At 70.9% G+C, this 17634-nt stretch carries 14 protein-coding genes; 13 read left to right on the plus strand and 1 reads right to left on the minus strand.

The window, feature by feature from the left end:
* Nucleotides 1-64 precede the first annotated feature (64 nt).
* The gene (locus tag HCN51_RS48165; RefSeq protein ID WP_346434061.1) at nt 65-778 is read right to left on the minus strand and encodes a dioxygenase family protein; all 714 of its coding nucleotides are present in this window, start codon (nt 776-778) and stop codon (nt 65-67) included.
* Between the two features lie 262 nt (nt 779-1040).
* Here HCN51_RS48165 and HCN51_RS48170 point away from each other — a divergent pair, with 262 nt between their 5' ends.
* The 13 genes from HCN51_RS48170 to HCN51_RS48230 all read left to right on the plus strand — a co-directional run bounded on the left by HCN51_RS48170 (nt 1041) and on the right by HCN51_RS48230 (nt 17483).
* Nucleotides 1041-2360: a glutamate ligase domain-containing protein gene (locus HCN51_RS48170; protein ID WP_168018818.1), complete on the plus strand. Its 1320-nt coding sequence runs from the start codon at nt 1041-1043 to the stop codon at nt 2358-2360.
* Nucleotides 2357-2701, plus strand: a complete 345-nt coding sequence (locus HCN51_RS48175; protein WP_080046151.1) for a DUF4233 domain-containing protein — start codon at nt 2357-2359, stop codon at nt 2699-2701. Before HCN51_RS48170 ends, HCN51_RS48175 begins: the two co-directional genes overlap by 4 nt.
* Before the next feature lie 11 nt (nt 2702-2712).
* Entirely contained in the window at nt 2713-4344 is a 1632-nt protein-coding gene (locus HCN51_RS48180) for a hypothetical protein (RefSeq protein WP_168018821.1), read from the plus strand.
* Nucleotides 4345-4501: 157 nt separating this feature from the next.
* Entirely contained in the window at nt 4502-4912 is a 411-nt protein-coding gene (ndk, locus tag HCN51_RS48185) for a nucleoside-diphosphate kinase (RefSeq protein WP_080046153.1), read from the plus strand.
* A gap of 549 nt (nt 4913-5461) precedes the next feature.
* Nucleotides 5462-6493, plus strand: a complete 1032-nt coding sequence (gene mreB / locus HCN51_RS48190; protein ID WP_080046154.1) for a rod shape-determining protein — start codon at nt 5462-5464, stop codon at nt 6491-6493.
* Complete coding sequence (gene mreC, locus HCN51_RS48195; RefSeq protein ID WP_168018823.1) at nt 6493-7371, plus strand: rod shape-determining protein MreC; 879 nt, start codon at nt 6493-6495, stop codon at nt 7369-7371. The genes mreB and mreC overlap by 1 nt, the downstream gene beginning before the upstream one ends.
* Nucleotides 7368-7823 carry a rod shape-determining protein MreD gene (gene mreD, locus HCN51_RS48200; protein ID WP_080046156.1) on the plus strand — a complete coding sequence of 152 codons (456 nt, stop codon included), beginning with the start codon at nt 7368-7370 and terminating at the stop codon, nt 7821-7823. The genes mreC and mreD overlap by 4 nt, the downstream gene beginning before the upstream one ends.
* Nucleotides 7820-9865, plus strand: a complete 2046-nt coding sequence (mrdA, locus tag HCN51_RS48205; RefSeq protein ID WP_168018825.1) for a penicillin-binding protein 2 — start codon at nt 7820-7822, stop codon at nt 9863-9865. The genes mreD and mrdA overlap by 4 nt, the downstream gene beginning before the upstream one ends.
* Nucleotides 9866-9887: 22 nt before the next feature.
* Nucleotides 9888-11054 (plus strand): rod shape-determining protein RodA, encoded by a 1167-nt coding sequence (rodA, locus tag HCN51_RS48210; protein WP_168018827.1) that lies wholly within the window; start codon nt 9888-9890, stop codon nt 11052-11054.
* A 4-nt stretch (nt 11055-11058) separates the two neighbouring features.
* On the plus strand, nt 11059-11238 hold the full coding sequence (locus HCN51_RS48215) for a hypothetical protein (protein ID WP_168018829.1): 180 nt from the start codon (nt 11059-11061) through the stop codon (nt 11236-11238).
* Nucleotides 11239-11258: 20 nt separating this feature from the next.
* Nucleotides 11259-13169 (plus strand): TIGR03960 family B12-binding radical SAM protein, encoded by a 1911-nt coding sequence (locus tag HCN51_RS48220; protein WP_168018831.1) that lies wholly within the window; start codon nt 11259-11261, stop codon nt 13167-13169.
* Between the two features lie 153 nt (nt 13170-13322).
* Nucleotides 13323-14075 (plus strand): TIGR03936 family radical SAM-associated protein, encoded by a 753-nt coding sequence (locus HCN51_RS48225; RefSeq protein ID WP_230465887.1) that lies wholly within the window; start codon nt 13323-13325, stop codon nt 14073-14075.
* Nucleotides 14076-14285: 210 nt separating this feature from the next.
* The gene (locus tag HCN51_RS48230; RefSeq protein ID WP_346434062.1) at nt 14286-17483 is read left to right on the plus strand and encodes an Rne/Rng family ribonuclease; all 3198 of its coding nucleotides are present in this window, start codon (nt 14286-14288) and stop codon (nt 17481-17483) included.
* Nucleotides 17484-17634 lie beyond the last annotated feature (151 nt).

The raw sequence follows: 17634 nt of genomic DNA on the forward strand, positions 1-17634 counted from the left end.
TGTGCAACGAGGGCCACCCCCAGCAGCCGGGGTGGCCCTCTCTTGCGTTCGGGGACCGTGTGGGTCAGGCGCGTTGCCACAGCGCGGGCACGTTGGGTGGCTCCCAGCCCGCCTGGGCCTGGTGCCCTTGCAGGCACCGGTAGGTCGCGCCGCCATAGGTGACCCGGTCACCCGCCTGGTAGGTCACCCCAACCTGCCAGGTGCCGCCGCCCGGAGGCGGACTCGTCGGCGGGTCCGTGGGCGGTACGCCCGGGACGTTGAGCACGAAGTCGAACGTGGCCTCCTTACCCGTCCCCACCGTCCGCACCGTCATGAGGAGGCGGGGGTCGAAGATGGTGTCGGTGTTGTTGCGCGGCTCGCCGGGGAAGTAGAGCTGCGTCGTCAGGATCGGCCGGCCGGGGGCCTGGGCCTTGACGTGGATGTGGCGGGTGCGGCCGGGGTAGAGGCCGGGGACGATCGTCGTGAGCTTGAAGGCGCCCTGGGCGTTGGTGTACTGGTGGCCGCGGAAGTTGTACGTGACGTTGTCGTAGGCGCCGTTGTTGTCGGCCTGCCAGAAGTCCAGGAGCACGTTGGCCAGGGGCTGGCAGGCGAGACCGAAGACGTACCCGCTGACGGTCAGCGGGGTGCCGGCGCCGGGCAGGACCGTGCGCTGTGGGGAGTTCGGCTTGAAGTAGGGGCCCTCCGTCTGCGGGATCGTGGGGTCGTCGCCGTCGTCGCAGTACGGGGTGGGGGTGAGCGGCTTGCCGCTCTCGGCCGTCTGCCGGGCGAGGGCCGGCACCTGTCCTGCGAGTAAGGGGACCGGTGTCGCTATGAGAGCCGCTTTGAACAGCGTCTTCCTGCTGATGCCGCCTTGCTTTTCCGCGCGAGTGTGCTCGCCTTCCACGATTGCCTCCTCAAGAGCGGCCCGCCGGGGGGCGGGGCGGGCTGTTTCCCAAGGTGGCACCGTGGCCGCGGGGGTGAGTACCCTCTACTTTTCTATATGTCCGGCAATATGTGCGCCGGGTGTACGGACCGCTTCCGGTGGTCAGTAGGGTTGAAGGGTGGATTATCGTGCGGTAGAACGCGCGATCCTGGATCGTGGCGTCGAGTGGGATTTCGAGCCGACGCTCGATCGGATCGCGGCCCTTCTTGACCTGCTGGGCTCGCCGCAGCGGGCGTACCCGGTCGTACACATCGCCGGCACCAACGGCAAGACGAGCACGGCGCGGCTGACCGAGGCGCTGCTCAAGGAGCGCAACCTGCGGGTGGGGCGCTACACCAGCCCGCACCTCGTGTCGATGCGCGAGCGCATCACCGTGGACGGCGAGCCGCTGAGCGAGGAGCGGTTCGCCCAGGTCTACGAGGAGGTGATCCCGTATGTCGAGCTGGCCGACACGCAGGGTCGGCGCATCCAGTTCTTCGAGCTGCTGACGGCGATGGCGTTCGCGGCGTTCGCCGACACGCCGGTCGACGTGGCGGTCATCGAGACCGGCATGGGCGGGTCGTGGGACGCGACGAACGTCGCCGACGGCACCGTCTCGGTGATCACGCCCATCTCGCTCGACCACACCGACCGGCTCGGCCCCGACATCCCGAGCATCGCCGGCGAGAAGGCGGGCATCATCAAGGCCGGCGCGACCACCATCCTCGCCCAGCAGGAGCTCGCCGCCGCCGAGGTGCTGATGCGGCGGGTGGCCGACGTGGGCGCGGTCGTCGCCCGCGAGGGGCTGGAGTTCGGCGTGCTGAGCCGGGAGGTGGCGATCGGCGGGCAGCTGCTCACGTTGCGCGGCCTCAAGGGCGTCTACGACGAGGTCTACCTGCCGCTCTACGGCGCGCACCAGGCGAGCAACGCCGTGTGCGCGCTGGCCGCCGTCGAGGCGCTGACCGGCGGTGACGATCCGCTCGACGTGGAGCTCGTGCGGGCCGCGTTCGCCCAGGCGTCCTCGCCGGGGCGCATGGAGGTCGTGCGGCGCACCCCGACGGTGGTGATCGACGCGGCGCACAATCCCGGCGGCATGCAGGCGAGCCTGGAGGGGCTGCACGAGGCGTTCGACTTCGCCAAGGTGATCGGCGTGGTCGCGGTGATGCGCGACAAGGACGTCGAGGCGCTGCTGGAGCTGCTGGAGCCGATCCTCGAAGAGATCGTCGTGACCCGCAACTCCTCGCCCAGGTCCCTGTCGGCGGAGGAGCTGGCGGCGCTGGCGCTGCCGCTGTTCGGCGAGGAGCGCGTGCACGTCGTGGAGCGGCTCGACGACGCCATCGACCGGGCGATCGGCATCGCCGATGCCGAGGGCGAGTTCAGCGGCACGGGCGTGCTGATCACGGGGTCCGTCGTCACGGCGGGCGACGCGCGGCTGCTGCTCAAGGCGGACGGCACATGATGAGCTTCGAGGTCACTCCCGGCATGCGCCGGCTCGGCGCCAGCGTGCTGGGCATGGAGGCCATCGTGGCCGGGCTGGTCACGCCCGTGGCGATCACTGTGGGGGAGGTGGCGCCCGCGCTGGCCGTGACGGTCGGCATCGGGCTCGCCGTGCTCTGCGTGATCGCCGCCGGCCTGCTCAAGCGGCCTTTCGGGTACGTGCTCGGCAGCGTCGTCCAGGTGCTGGCGATCTGTACGGGTTTCCTCGTGACCACCATGTTCTTCCTCGGCGCGATCTTCGCCGCGCTGTGGATCACGGCGATTATCGTAGCTCGCCGTGTCGAGGGCGCTACTTCCCGCTAAAGTCGGCCTACATGGCCGTCCCCCCAATCACGCGGCCGCCGCATCAGGCGCGCCACGGATTCTCCTGGTTGCTCGACACGTTGCTCGGGCTCCTCGTCGTGGTGTCGCTGCCTCTGGCGGTCGTCGCGATCCCCAACACGCTGTCCGTCGTCGCCAGGCTGCTGCCGCCGGGCCTCGACCAGGCCGGGCTCATGCGCACGCACGGGCTCGCGCTGCCGGCGCTCATGCTGGCCGTCCCGCTGGCGGCGGTGGCGCTGCGCCGCGTGCCCGCCGCGCACCTGCTGGTCGCCGGGCTGGCGCTGGTGGCGCTGACCGACGCGGCGGGCGGCTTCGCGGGCTCCGAGCTCGTCGTCGGCGTGGTGCGCGTGCTGCGCGGCGCCGGCTCCGGGCTCGTCCTCACCACCACGCTGGCGGCCGTGTGGCAGCGCGTGCCGGTCCTGCGGGCGCTGTGGGTGGGCGTGTTCGGGCTCAGCCTGCTCACGGCCCAGGCGCTCGCGCTGTGGCCGCTCGACGAGGTCAGCAGCTGGCGGGTCACGCTGCAGCCGTACCCGTTGCTGACGGGGGTCGCGCTCGGGCTGGCCGCGCTCCACCTGGTCGCCTGGATGCTGCTGGGGCGGCCCGAGACGCCCGTTCCCGACCTGCTGGAGCGCGGCCGGCTGCTGCTCGCGGCCGTGCCCGCGGCGGTCGTCGCGGCCGTGGCGATCAGCACGGCGTCCGAGGGGTGGCGGGCGCTGCCGGTGATCCTGCTGGCGTCGCTGGCGGTAGTGGGGCTGCTGGTGCTGGCCTCGACGGGGGATGCGGGCGGGCGCCTGCCGGCGTACACGATGGTGGCGGTCGGCGTCGTGCTGCTGCCCAGCGCCGCGCAGGTCACGCTGGTGGAGATGGGCGGTCTCGGCGGTCCAGGGCTGCGCGGCCTGTGGGTGCCGTACGTCCTGGCCGGGCTCCTCGCGGTCGTGGCGTCGGTGGCGGTGCGGCTGCTCACGAGGACGACCGGGCGCTGGTTGGCGCCGATGGGGCTGCTGGCCATGGTGGTCGGGCTCTGCTCGGTGCGGCTCGTGGTGCCGTCGGCCGACGGGCTGGTGCTGGCGGTGCCGTTCAGCCTGCTCGCGGCGGGGGCGGCGGTGGCGCTGACGGCGGCCACGCAGGAGGCGGGCGTCGGCACCGCGATGTTCGGGCTCTCCCTGGGCTGTACGGGCGTGCTCGTCGGGTTCCTGCTCGGCACCGGGGTGCAGATGGCCATGCTCGACGGGGTGCGCTCGGCTCAGGAGCTGGTCGACAGCTTCGTGGGGGCGTTGCACTGGTGGGCGCTGATCGGCGGGTTCCTCGTGGTGGCGATCATCGTGCTGGCCGCTGTGATGGCCCGGCGCTCCGGGTCGGGGGCCGTGCCGGTGGAGCCCGTGCCGTCGTCGGAGCCTCCCTGCGCGGGCATTCCCACCATGCCGCCCGCCGACGTGCTGCTCGTGCCGGCGCCCGGCCGGGACGACGACGACGAAGAGGAGGAGGAGGGGCCCACCGGGGCCATCCCGCGCGTGGTGGTGCCCGTGTCGACCAGGGGCGCCTTCGACCAGGTCGCGGTGGCTCCCGGCGACGGGCCCGCCGTGCCGCCTCAGGGGCAGTCGCCCGAAGACGGCGCGGCCCCGTAGGGCGCCGGGTTCCGCTGGGGAAACGAGGGCAGGGGCCGGGACGGTAAGCTGAGGGACCTGCTACGGCGACGCGCGGGCGCGTGCCCCGCGACGCGTCCTCGCGGCCAGGCCGGATGCCTGCAGTCGCGACCCCACTCTGTTCGAAGGAGAACTTCAAGTGTCCGAGCGCACTCTTGTCCTGATCAAGCCCGACGGGGTTAAGCGCGGCCTCATCGGTGACGTGATCGCCCGTGTGGAGCGCAAGGGCCTCAAGGTCGTGGCGATGGACCTGCGCACCCTCGACGCCGACACCGCCAAGGCGCACTACGCCGAGCACTCCGAGCGGCCGTTCTTCGGTGAGCTCGTCGAGTTCATCACCTCGGGGCCGCTCGTCGCCATGGTGCTCGAGGGGCCGCGCGCCGTCGAGGCGTTCCGCGCGCTGGCCGGCCTCACCGACCCGGTCAAGTCGGCTCCCGGCACGATCCGTGGCGACCACGCCCTTGAGATCGGCGAGAACGTCGTGCACGGCTCCGACTCGCCCGAGTCGGCGGCCCGCGAGATCAAGATCTTCTTCCCGGACCGGTTTTAGGTTCTAGGGGCATTTCGCGTTTTACGCGCCTCCGCGGGCTTCGGCTGCGGAGGCGCGTTTTGTGTTTGGGGGAGCCGGTAGTGCTGGGGCGGACGGAGCGGGCCAGCGGCCACCGGCGCCAGAACTCGTGGATTTTCGTGCCGGGGCGTGCGCCGATGGCACTCTGGGCGAGGCCGGGCGGTGGTGTGGCGGTGCGGAACGCCTCGCGGGCGGAGTGGGGCGGCTGCGGAGCCGCGCCGGGAGCTCTTGAGCCGGCGCGCGCCGCCCCCGCTCTGGGCGAGCTCATGCGGTGCGGGGACGCGGGCTAACGGGTGGCGGGGATTTTTTGTCGGGCGCTTACCGTAGTGTTTCCCGCAGTTGGTTGATGGACCGTTCCAGCCGTCCAGCGGATGTTGTGGTGCAATCCGGGCAAAATTGCGGTTGAGGTACGGGCTGGAGATTTTTGACGGGCGCGATGGCTCATTGCGCGCATCGGTGGGTACGTCACGTTACGATTCGAATTCGATCCGTAGTCATTCGCGAACGACGTTACGGAGGGCTCCGTTCCCCATGGGCAGCAAGCTCGCGTTCCTCGGCCGTGACATGGCGGTCGACCTGGGCACCGCCAACACGCTGGTCTATGTGCGTGGCCGTGGCATCGTGCTCAACGAGCCATCAGTCGTCGCGATCAACACGGCGACGGGCAAGATCGTGGCGGTCGGCATCGAAGCCAAGCGGATGATCGGCCGCACGCCTGGCAACATCATCGCGGTCCGTCCGCTCAAGGACGGTGTGATCGCGGATTTCGACGTCACTGAGCGGATGTTGCGCTATTTCATTCAACGGGTGCATCGGCGGCGACATTTCGCCAAGCCGCGCATCATCATCGCCGTGCCGAGCGGCATCACCAGCGTTGAGCAGCGGGCGGTGAAAGAGGCCGGCTATCAGGCGGGGGCCAGGAAGGTCTACATCGTCGAGGAGCCCATGGCCGCCGCCATCGGGGCCGGGCTGCCGGTGCACGAGCCGACGGGCAACATGGTCGTCGACATCGGCGGCGGCACCACCGAGGTGGCGATCATCTCGATGGGCGGCGTGGTCACGAGCCAGTCGATCAGGATCGGCGGCGACGAGCTCGACCAGGCGGTGATCGCGTTCGCCAAGAAGGAGTTCTCGCTGATGCTGGGCGAGCGCACCGCCGAGGAGATCAAGATCGCCATCGGCTCGGCCTGCCCGTTCGGTGAGGAGGCGCACGCGGAGGTCCGCGGGCGCGACCTGGTCAGCGGGCTGCCCAAGACGATCATCGTGTCCAGCGAGGAGATCAGGAGGGCCACCGAAGAGCCGGTCAACGCGATCGTCGACGCGGTCAAGACCACGCTCGACAAGTGCCCGCCCGAGCTGTCGGGCGACATCATGGATCGCGGCATCGCGCTCACCGGCGGCGGAGCCCTGCTCAAGGGGCTCGACGAGCGGGTCAAGGCCGAGACGGGCATGCCCGTCCACCTGGTCGACAACGCCCTCGACTCGGTGGCCATCGGCTCCGGCAAGTGCGCCGAGGAGTTCGAGGCCCTCCAGCAGGTCCTGGTGCCGGAGTCGCGACACTGATGAGAGACTCACGCCGTGCCCGGCTGATCCTGGGAGTGCTGCTGACGGCGGCGCTGGTCATCCTGACCGTCGACCACCGCACCGGCGACAGCTCGCCGCTGCGCCCGCTGCGCGCGGCCGGGTCCTACCTGTTCGGCACGGCGGAGCAGTTCGGCGGCGGGGTGATGCGTCCCGTCAGCACGTTCGTGCACGCGATACTGACCGCGCCCGCGGCCAGGGAGCGCATCGAGGCTCTGAAGGCGGAGAACGCCAAGCTGCGCGCCGGGTTGCTGGCCGGCAAGCTCGACGCCGACCGGGCCAAGGAGCTGGAGCGGCTGGTCGGGCTGGCGGGCGCCGGGGGATACAAGGTGGTCCCCGGCAACGTGATCGCCAGGCGCGGGCAGCCCGGGTTCGAGGACGCGGTGCAGATCGACATCGGCACCAGCGACGGGGTGCGCTCGGAGATGACGGTGCTCAACGGCGACGGGCTGGTCGGCCGGGTGCTGCACGCCTCGGCGCGCACGTCGACGGTGGTGCTGATCAGCGATCCCGCCTCCGCCGCGGGGGCGCGGCTCGAAGGCGGCAAGGAGATCGGCGTCGTGCACGGGGTGGGGGAGCACGGGCGGCTCGTGCAGTTCCGGCTGCTCGACTCCACGGCCACGATGAGCAGGGGCGGACGGATCGTCAGCTTCGGCTCCCAGAACGCGGTGCCGTACGTGCCGGGGGTGCCGATCGGGGTGATCGAGCGGGTGGAGTCCACGCCCGGCGAGCTGACCCGCATCGCCTACGCCAGGCCGTACGCGGATCTGACGGCGCTCGACGTCGTCGGCGTGGTGGTGAAGGCGCCCGAACGCGACCCGCGCGACTCGGTGCTGCCGGCCAAGGAGGGCTCGCGGTGATCGGGGGCGCTTCCGTGGTGCTGGCGTTGCTGGCGCAGGTGATGCTGGTCAACCGGGTGCCGCTGCCCGCCGGCGGGGCGCCCGACCTGGTGCTGCTGGCCGTGGTCGGGGCCGCGCTGGTCAGGGGGCCCGCGCCGGGGGCGGTGCTCGGGTTCTTCGCGGGGCTGCTGGTCGACGTCATGCCGCCGTCCGCCCATCTGATGGGCCAGTACGCGTTCGTGCTGGCGCTGGTCGGCTACGTCGCCGGGCGGGGCGCGGGCGGGCCGGTGACCACGGTCGTGCTGTGCGTGCTGATCGGGCCGCTGCTGGCGGCGGCCGTCGGCGGGCTGATCGGCGACGCCCGCGTGACGGTGGCCACGCTGACCGAGCAGGTGCCCGTCACGATCGTCTACACGCTGCTCGTCTCGCCGATCGTGATCTGGCTGACCACCAGGAAGAGATTCGCAATATGACCAGGATGCGGGCCCGGCTGCTGGTGTTGCACGTGCTCGTGCTGGCGCTGCTCGTCGTGCTGGCCGTGCGGCTGTGGCAGGTGCAGGTCGTGCGGGGGCAGGAGTTCGTCACGCGGGCCACCGAGACCAGGACCCGCGCCGTGATCGTGCCGGCCGTGCGCGGGCAGATCCTCGACTCGTCGGGCCGGCCGCTGGTGCGCAACAAGACCGCGCTGGTCGTCTCCGTCGACAGGACCAGGCTGTCGCGGATGAAGGACGGCGGCATCAAGGTGCTGCGTAAGCTGTCGGCGGTGCTCGGGCGGCCCGTCTCCGACCTGCAGCAGCGCATCACGCCGTGCGGGCCCGGCGTGGGCAAGCCGTGCTGGACGGGCTCGCCGTACCAGCCGGTGCCGCTGGACGAGAAGGTCGACACGCGCGAGGCGCTGCAGATCCTGGAGCGGCAGGAGGAGTTTCCCGGGGTGACGGCGGAGATCCACTCCGTCCGGCAGTATCCCGGCGGCCGGGCGGGGGCGCAGATGCTCGGCTACCTGCAGCCGGTCACCGAGGCCGAGCTGGAGCAGCGCGAAGGGCTCAAGGCCAGCTTCTCCGGCGTGGACCTGGCGGGGCGCGACGGGCTCGAATACGTCTACGACGACGCGCTGCGCGGCAAGTCCGGGCTGCGCAGGGTGCAGGTCGACCGGATGGGCAAGGCGCTCGGCGTCGAGGAGCAGATCACGCCCATCCCCGGCGACCACCTCGTGACCAGCATCGACTCGCGGGTGCAGGCCGTGACCGAGAAGGCGCTCGACCGGGCGATGAAGTCCGCCCCCTCGGCCGACGGCGGGGCCGCCGTGGTGCTCGACGCGCGTACGGGGCGGGTGGTGGCGCTGGCCAGCGCGCCCGGGTACGACCCCGAGATCTGGGCGGGCGGCATCTCGGCACGGGGCTACCAGTGGCTGCTGTCGGAGAAGTCGGGCAAGCCGCTCGTGTCGCGGGCGATCAACGGGCAGTTCGCGCCCGGCTCGACGTTCAAGATCTCGTCGGTGTCGGCGATGCTGCGGGCCGGATACCCGCTCAACGGCCACTACTCCTGCCCAGGCTCCTACACCGTGGGCGGGCGGGCGTTCAACAACTTCCGCGGCATCTCGCTGGGCACGCTCACGCTGCACACGGCGCTGGTCAAGTCGTGCGACACGATCTTCTACCGGGCGGCGTACGAGCAGTACCTGAAGGATGGCGGGCGCTTCCCGAAGCGCAAGCCCAAGGAGATCTTCGCGAACATGGCGCGGGCCTTCGGGTTCGGCAAGCCGACCGGCGTCGACCTGCCGGGCGAGTCCGCGGGGCGCATCCCCGACCGGGCCTGGAAGAAGGACCTGTGGCAGAAGACCAGCGCGATCAACTGCGAGCGGTCGCGCAAGGGGTACCCGGAGGAGAAGGACCGGGCGCGGGCCGAGTTCCTCAAGCGGCTGGCACTGGAGAACTGCACCGAGGGGTTCCTGCTGCGGCCCGGTGACTCGGCCAACTTCTCCATCGGGCAGGGCGACGTGCTCGTCACGCCGATGCAGCTCGCCAGGGCGTACATGGCGCTGGTCAGCGATGGCAAGGTGCGCAGCCCGCGCATCGGGTGGGCGCAGGTGCGGCCCGACGGCAAGGTGGTGCGCACCATCCCCGTGCCCGTCGTGGGCAAGCTGCCGCTCAGCGAGAAGGAACGCCTCTACATCAAGCACGCGCTGAGCCAGGTGGCCGCCGACGGCACGGCGGCGGGGGCCTTCGCCGGGTTCCCGATGAACAAGGTGCGGGTGGGCGGCAAGACCGGCACCGCCGAGGTGTGGGGGAAGCAGGACACGTCGTGGTTCGCCTCGTTCGCGCCCACGAAGAACCCGCAGTACGTGGTCGTCGCGATGGTCTCGCAGGGCGGGATGGGCGCGCAGACGGCCGCGCCCGCCGTGCGGGAGATCTACGAGGGGATCTACGGCATCAAGCGCAAGCCCGCCGTGCCCGGCGGGCGGCTGACCACGCGTCTGCCGCGCTTCGCCCCTGACGGAACGGTGATCCGGGGATGAGCACGCGATCGGGAGGCCGGCGATGACGGCCCGGACGGCGGCCGTCCGGCGGCCCTCACTGCTGCGGCGGATCACCGCCGAGAGCTCCACCGTGCGGCGGCTCGACGGGCTGATGCTGGTCGCGGTGGCCGGGTTGTGCGTGATCGGCACGCTGCTGGTGTGGTCGTCCACCCGCACGTGGGCGCCCGGCTCCACGGGGCTGGTGAAGAAGCACCTGCTCAACGAGACCATCGGCGTGGTGCTGTGCGTGATCGTGGCCGCGGTCGACCATCGGGCGATGCGGGCGTACGCGCCGCTGGTGTTCCTGCTGTCGCTGGTCGGGCTGGCGCTGGTGATCACCCCGCTCGGGGCGACGATCAACGGGTCGCACTCGTGGATCCTGCTCGGCGGCGGGTTCGCCGTGCAGCCGTCGGAGTTCGCCAAGGTCGGGCTGCTGCTCATCATCGCGATGCTGCTCGCCCAGCCGGCCGAGGGCACCGATCGGCCGCGCGCGTTCGACGTGACGCTGGTGCTCTTCGCCGCGGCGATCACGCTGGGGCTGGTGATGCTCCAGCCGGACCTGGGCACGGCGCTGGTGCTGGCGGTGATCACGGCCGCCGGGCTGATCATCGCGGGGGTGCGCAAGCGGCTCATCGGGGTGCTGACGCTGGTCGCGGGCGCCGGCGTGTTCGCGGTGTTCTACTTTCAGATGCTGGAGCCGTACCAGGTGGCGCGGTTCACGGCGTTCGTCGACCCGAGTGTCGACCCGCGCGGGGTGGGCTACAACAGCACGCAGTCGCTGATCGCGATCGGCTCGGGGCAGCTGCTCGGCAAGGGGCTGCTCGGCGGCGGGCAGACGACCGGGCGGTTCGTGCCCGAGCAGCACACCGACTTCATCTTCACGGTGGCGGGGGAGGAGTTCGGCTTCCTCGGATCGGTCACGGTGGTGTTGCTGCTCGGGGTCGTGCTGCTGCGCGGGCTGAAGATCGCCCGGCAGTGCGAAGACCGGTTCGGGACGCTCGTCGCGGGCATGATCGTGTGCTGGTTCGCGTTCCAGACGTTCATCAACGTGGGCATGACGATCGGGATCATGCCGATCACGGGCCTGCCGCTGCCGTTCGTGTCGTACGGCGGCACCGCCACATTCGCCAATCTCATTGCAATCGGGTTGCTGCAGGCCATCAGGATCCGAAGACAGTCGTTTAATTAGCAGTATGTTCTTGGCCTATTGCGATGAGTGCGGCGAACGCTTCCTGCTGCCCGCGAGCCATGTCGTCGCGGTGCACAACCTGGAAAGCGGGGTCATCGCCGTCGAGCTGACCTGCTACGAGGGGCACCACATCCTGGTGCTCAGTGGAAACGACATAGACATCCCCGGACCTGCCACCGTCTGAGCGCCGCTACCCTTGACGGTATGCCTGTCGAGTCGATTTTCCACCGCCTGGAAGCGCTGCTGCCCAAGGTGCAGAAGCCCATCCAGTATGTCGGGGGTGAGCTCAACTCGACCGTCAAGGACTGGGACTCGGCGGACGTGCGATGGGCGCTGATGTACCCGGACGCCTACGAGGTCGGGCTGCCCAACCAGGGCGTGGCCATCCTCTACGAGATTCTCAACGAGCTCCCGGGCACGCTGGCCGAGCGCACGTACGCGGTCTGGCCCGACCTCGAGGAGCTCATGCGGGCCGAAGGCGTCCCGCAGTTCACCGTCGACGCGCACCGGCCGGTGCGCGCCTTCGACGTGCTCGGCGTGTCGTTCTCGACCGAGCTCGGCTACACCAACCTGCTGACCGCACTCGACCTGGCCGGCATCCCGATGCTGGCCGTCGACCGCGGCGACGACGACCCGATCGTGCTCGCGGGCGGCCACGCGGCCTTCAACCCCGAGCCCATCGCCGACTTCCTCGACGCGGCCGTGCTCGGCGACGGGGAGCAGATCTCCATCGCCATCTCCGAGGTCATCCGCGAGTGGAAGGCCGAGGGCAGGCCCGGCGGGCGTGACGAGCTGCTGATGCGGCTCGCCGAGTCCGGCGGCGTCTACGTGCCGAAGTTCTACGACGTCGAATACCACGCCGACGGGCGCATCAAGCGGGTCGCACCCAACCGGGCCGACGTGCCGTGGCGGGTTCACAAGCACACCGTCATGGATCTCGACGAGTGGCCCTACCCGAAGAAACCGCTGGTGCCGCTGGCCGAGACGGTGCACGAGCGGTTCAGCGTGGAGATCTTCCGCGGCTGCACGCGCGGCTGCCGCTTCTGCCAGGCCGGCATGATCACGCGCCCCGTGCGCGAGCGCTCCATCTCCACGATCGGGGCGATGGTCGACAACGGCATCAAGGAGTCCGGCTTCAACGAGGTCGGCCTGCTGTCGCTGTCGTCCGCCGACCACTCCGAGATCGGCGAGGTCGCCAAGGGCCTGGCCGACCGTTACGAGGGCACCAACACCTCGCTGTCGCTGCCGTCCACCCGGGTCGACGCGTTCAACATCGACCTGGCCAACGAGTTCTCCAGGAACGGCAGGCGCTCGGGCCTGACGTTCGCGCCGGAGGGCGGCTCCGAGCGCATGCGCAAGGTGATCAACAAGATGGTCACCGAGGAAGACCTGATCCGCACCGTCACCACCGCCTACTCGCAGGGCTGGCGCCAGGTCAAGCTCTACTTCATGTGCGGCCTGCCCACCGAGCAGGACGAAGACGTGCTCGGCATCGCCGACCTGGCCAAGAAGGTCATCCAGGCGGGCCGCGAGGCGACCGGCAGCCGCGACATCCGCTGCACGGTCTCCATCGGCGGCTTCGTGCCCAAGCCGCACACGCCGTTCCAGTGGGCCGGGCAGGCCGACCACGAGACCGTCGACCGGCGGCTCAAGGCACTGCGCGACGCGCTGCGCGGCGACAAGAACTACGGCCGCGCCATCGGCTTCCGCTACCACGACGGCAAGCCGTCCATCGTGGAGGGCCTGCTGTCGCGGGGCGACCGCAGGGTCGGCGCCGTCATCAGGAACGTCTGGGAAGACGGCGGCCGCTTCGACGGGTGGAGCGAGCACTTCTCCTACGAGCGCTGGATGGCCGCCGCGGAGAAGGCGGGCATCGACGTCGACTGGTACACCACGCGCGAGCGGGAGGAGAACGAGGTCCTTCCGTGGGACCATCTCGACGCCGGCCTCGACCGCGAATGGCTGTGGCAGGACTGGCAGGAGGCCATCTCCGGCGGCGAGGTCGAAGACTGCCGCTGGACCCCGTGCTACGACTGCGGGGTCTGCCCGACCATGGGCACCGAGATCCAGATCGGCCCCACGGGGCGCAAACTCCTTCCTCTGACGGTGGTCTAGCGCGCTCAGTGGGCGAGCCGTGTCACGGCGTACACGTTCACGCGCCGCAGCGGCTTATCCTGAGACGTAGGAACTCTTACAAGGGAAGGACGACAAGCTCTGAAACCTGTTCCCGAAGGGCCTCCGCCCGCGCCCACGGTGCAACGCCTGCGTGTGCGTTACGCCAAGCGCGGCCGCCTGCGCTTCACCAGCCACCGCGACATCTCGCGGGCCGTTGAGAGAGCGGTCCGCCGTGCCGGCATTCCGGTGGCCTACAGCGCGGGCTTCTCGCCCCACCCGAAGATCTCCTACGCGGGCGCGGCGCCGACCGGCGTCGCCAGCGAAGCCGAATACCTCGAGATCGGTGTTACCACGCCGTGCGACCCCGCCCAGGTCAGGCAAGACCTGGACGAGTCGTTGCCGTCTGGGCTCGATGTGCTCGACGTTGTGGAGGCGGGTCCGGGTGGGCTGGCCGACCGCTTGGAGGTCTCCGACTGGGAGGTGCGGCTGCCGGGTGCCGATCGCGAGCTCGCCGAGGTGGCGGTGGAGAAGTTCCTCGCGGCAGGCACGGTGGAAGTCGAGCGCCTGACCAAGAAGGGTCCCCGCCGCTTCGACGCGCGGCAGGCGGTCCTGGGGCTCACGGTTTCCGAGGGAGCAGAAAGAACCGCAGCTCAGGTGCATGGAGGGCCGTGTGTCATACTGCGCATGGTTGTTCGGCACATGACGCCTGCCGTTCGACCCGACGATGTGCTCACAGGGCTGCGCCTTGTGGCCGACTTCGCGCCGCCGGTTCCCCCCGAGGTGACCAGGCTGGCGCAGGGGCCGCTCGACGCGAGCACCGGTGCACTTGCCGATCCGCTCGACCTTGACCGCGACACCACGCGCGGCGGCGAGGCGGGGCCGGCGGGTGAGCACGTCGCCGGTTAAGGACGTGCCCGGCATGAGCCGAGCACGACCGCTGACAGGACTTGGCGCCGGCGCGCTCCATACGGGAGCGCCGGCGGACAACGAGACACGAGGGCTCCTGCGCGGCGCGGCGACGCGCCCGGGAGCTGACGGGAGAGCGCCCGCATGCTCGACAACGAGCCCAACGCCGGGGCCACTGGCCCTGACGGGGAGACAATTGAACAGCCCGAGGTGACAAAGCGTCGCCGCTCCGCCAGCCGCCCCGCGGGTCCGCCGCCGGAGCTGCCCGAGGAGCCGGCCTCCGCGCCGGTCACGGTCGTCGCCGCGCAGGCCGCGCCGTCCGTGGCCGAGGTGACGGCCGTGCAGCGCAAGGCCGTGCAGCGGGCCGCCGGGGAGCCGGCGCCCGAGCTGCTCGAAGCCGCCGTGAGCCCGGCCGACGCCGCTACGGCGGCCCAGCCCGCTGACAGCCCGGTGGAGGCCGCCGTGGCCGACGCCGTGGCCGAGGCGGTGACCGAGAAGCCCAAGAGGGCCACCCGCACCCGGTCCACCGCCACGACGACGCGGCGGCGTACGACGAAGAAGGCCGAGACGGAAGAGGCTGCGGCGGAGACGCCCGCCGAGGCCGCTGAGGCCGGTGCGGACGTGCCGGCCGAGGTCGCGGAGGAGGCGCCCGCCAAGCGGCGCCGCACGCGGAAGAAGGCCGAGACGGAAGAGGCCGCGGCGGCCCCTGCCGCCGAGGTGTCCGGTGCTGTGGAGGAGTCCGCGGCGGGTGCCGGAGCCGGTGAAGAGACGGTGGCCGCGGAGGCGGCCGAAGCGGTGTCCGCGACGACGCGGCGCCGCACGCGCAGGACCACGACGGCCAAGGCCGGCAAGGCGGAGGCCGCTGCCGGGGAGGCCGAGGGGGCTGAGACGGCTGCCGGTGAGGCTGAGGCGCCGGTCAGCACCCGCAGGAGGCGGGCCGCGGCGACCGGTGCCGGGACGACCGGCGAGGCCGTCAGCGGCAGCGAGGGCGCCGCGGCGGGGACTGCCGCGGGCGTCGAGGCCGCGGAGGCCGGTGTCGCAGGGGCCGGTGTCGCAGAAGCCGGTGTCGCAGGGGCTGGGGTCGCTGGTGGCGGTGCCGCCGCCGATGCTGCTGCCGGTGTCGCTGCCGACCGGACTGCTGAAGGTGCCGAAGGCGCTGAAGGCGCGGATGTTCTGGGTGACGAGGCCGACGAGGACGACATCCTGGAGATCCTGCCCGAGGACGAGCCGCTCGACGACGAGCCCGCCGGCGAGGACCTCGACGAGGAGAGCGTGCGGCCGAGCCTGCTCGCCGACCCGTTCGGGTTGACCGCGCGGCGCACGGTCGAGCCGGGCAGCACCGCGTTCCAGCGGCCGGCGGCCATCTTCGCGCCGCTGTTCCAGGCGCCCGACCCGAGCCAGGCCAAGCCGGCCGTGCAGCGCAAGCCCGAGCCGCAGGCCGCTCCCGAGCCCGAGGAGGCCGAGGAGCCGGTCGACGAGATCGTGGCCGAGGACGAAACCGACCTCGACACCTCCGACGAGCAGGAGGAGGAAGAGGAGGAGGGCGGCAGCCGCCGCCGTCGCCGCCGCAGGGGCGGCCGGGGCCGTGGCAAGGCGCGCGAGCGTGACGAGGCCGAGGACGGCGAGGAGTCCGAGGAGGAGGGTGACGAGGAGCAGGCGGAGGAAGGCCAGGAAGAGGAGGCCTCCACGTCGCGTCGCCGTCGCCGTCGCCGCCGCAGGGGCACCGAGGAGGGCACCGAGCCGGCCAGCGACGACCCGCCGAACACGGTGGTGCGCATCCGCGCGCCGCGCTCCGGCCGTACGGCGACGCTCGACACCGCCACCGACGGCGTGCAGAGCGTGCGCGGCTCCACCCGGCTGGAGGCCAAGAAGCAGCGCCGCCGCGAGGGGCGCGAGCTGGGCCGCCGGCGTCCGCCGGTGATCACCGAGTCGGAGTTCCTGGCCCGCCGCGAGTCGGTGGACCGCATGATGGTGGTGCGCCGGCACGGCGACCGTACGCAGATCGCGGTGCTGGAGGACGGCGTGCTCGTCGAGCACTACGTCAACCGCGAGGCCAGTCAGTCGTACGTCGGCAACGTCTACCTCGGCAAGGTCCAGAACGTGCTGCCCTCGATGGAGGCGGCGTTCGTCGACATCGGCAAGGGCAGGAACGCGGTCCTGTACGCCGGTGAGGTGAACTTCGACACCGCCGGGATGGAGGGCCAGCCGAAGCGGATCGAGTCGGCGCTGAAGTCGGGCCAGTCGGTGCTCGTGCAGGTCACGAAGGACCCGATCGGCCACAAGGGCGCCCGGCTCACCTCGCAGATCAGCCTTCCCGGCCGTTACCTCGTGTACGTGCCGGACGGGTCGATGACCGGCATCAGCCGCAAGCTGCCCGACAAGGAGCGCACGCGGCTCAAGAGCATCCTGAAGAAGGTCATGCCGGAGAACGCGGGCGTGATCGTCCGTACCGCGGCCGAGGGCGCCTCCGAGGAGGAGCTGGCCCGCGACGTGGCCCGCCTGTCGGCGCAGTGGGAGAACATCCAGAAGAAGGCCAAGTCGGCCAGCCCGCCGGAGCTGCTGTCCGCCGAGCCCGACCTGACGATCAGGGTCGTGCGTGACGTCTTCAACGAGGACTTCACGAACCTGGTCGTCCAGGGCGACGACGCCTGGAACACGGTGGACGAGTACGTGAAGTACGTCGCCCCGCACCTGGCCGAGCGGCTGTCGAAGTGGGACGACGGCGAGCACGGCGACGTGTTCGAGTCGTACCGGATCGACGAGCAGCTCGGCAAGGCGCTGGAGCGCAAGGTGTGGCTGCCGAGCGGCGGCTCGCTGGTGATCGACCGTACCGAGGCGATGACCGTCGTCGACGTCAACACCGGCAAGTTCACCGGCCAGGGCGGCAACCTGGAGGAGACCGTCACCAGGAACAACCTGGAGGCGGCCGAGGAGATCGTCCGTCAGCTCAGGCTGCGGGACATCGGCGGCATCATCGTGATCGACTTCATCGACATGGTGCTGGAGTCGAACCGCGACCTGGTGCTGCGGCGGCTGCTGGAGTGCCTGGCGCGCGACAGGACCAAGCACCAGGTGGCCGAGGTCACCTCGCTGGGGCTGGTCCAGATGACGCGTAAGCGGGTCGGTCAGGGGCTGCTGGAGGCGTTCTCGACGCCGTGCGAGTGCTGCAACGGGCGGGGTCTGCTGGTCTCCACGGAGCCGGTGGAGTCCAAGCCGGAGCCGCGCGGCACGCAGGGGAAGATGGCGATCGAGAAGACGGTCTCGGACAAGGTTTCCGCGGCCAAGGACTCCTCCAGCCGTGATACCGTGACCGGTGCGCTGGAAGACGTCCCGGCCGAGGACGACCAGGCAAACCAGACTTCCGGCAGGGGGCGGAGACGCTCCCGCCGAGCCAAGTCGGCCGAGTAGCCCTCGGCTGGCTTCCGACGATCCGTCCGGTTCGCCTAGGGCACCGTTAATCCGGTACTCTGGGGGATCGGTGCGTCAGGTGACGCGCCCTGTTGGCGCGCTTACTCGGTTCGTCGGTTTGAGAGACAGACCGAATGACATGGCGCGGCAT

Origin of the sequence: Nonomuraea composti, from assembly GCF_012034275.1 — a bacterium.
GTDB classification, from domain to species: Bacteria; Actinomycetota; Actinomycetes; order Streptosporangiales; family Streptosporangiaceae; genus Nonomuraea; species Nonomuraea composti.

Coding starts and splice junctions, on each gene's coding strand:
- HCN51_RS48175 (WP_080046151.1), top strand. CDS start 2,357: ATGATGAGCTTCGAGGTCACTCCCGGCATGCGCCGGCTCGGCGCCAGC.
- HCN51_RS48180 (WP_168018821.1), top strand. CDS start 2,713: ATGGCCGTCCCCCCAATCACGCGGCCGCCGCATCAGGCGCGCCACGGA.
- mreB (WP_080046154.1), top strand. CDS start 5,462: ATGGGCAGCAAGCTCGCGTTCCTCGGCCGTGACATGGCGGTCGACCTG.
- mreC (WP_168018823.1), top strand. CDS start 6,493: ATGAGAGACTCACGCCGTGCCCGGCTGATCCTGGGAGTGCTGCTGACG.
- mrdA (WP_168018825.1), top strand. CDS start 7,820: ATGACCAGGATGCGGGCCCGGCTGCTGGTGTTGCACGTGCTCGTGCTG.
- rodA (WP_168018827.1), top strand. CDS start 9,888: ATGACGGCCCGGACGGCGGCCGTCCGGCGGCCCTCACTGCTGCGGCGG.
- HCN51_RS48215 (WP_168018829.1), top strand. CDS start 11,059: ATGTTCTTGGCCTATTGCGATGAGTGCGGCGAACGCTTCCTGCTGCCC.
- HCN51_RS48220 (WP_168018831.1), top strand. CDS start 11,259: ATGCCTGTCGAGTCGATTTTCCACCGCCTGGAAGCGCTGCTGCCCAAG.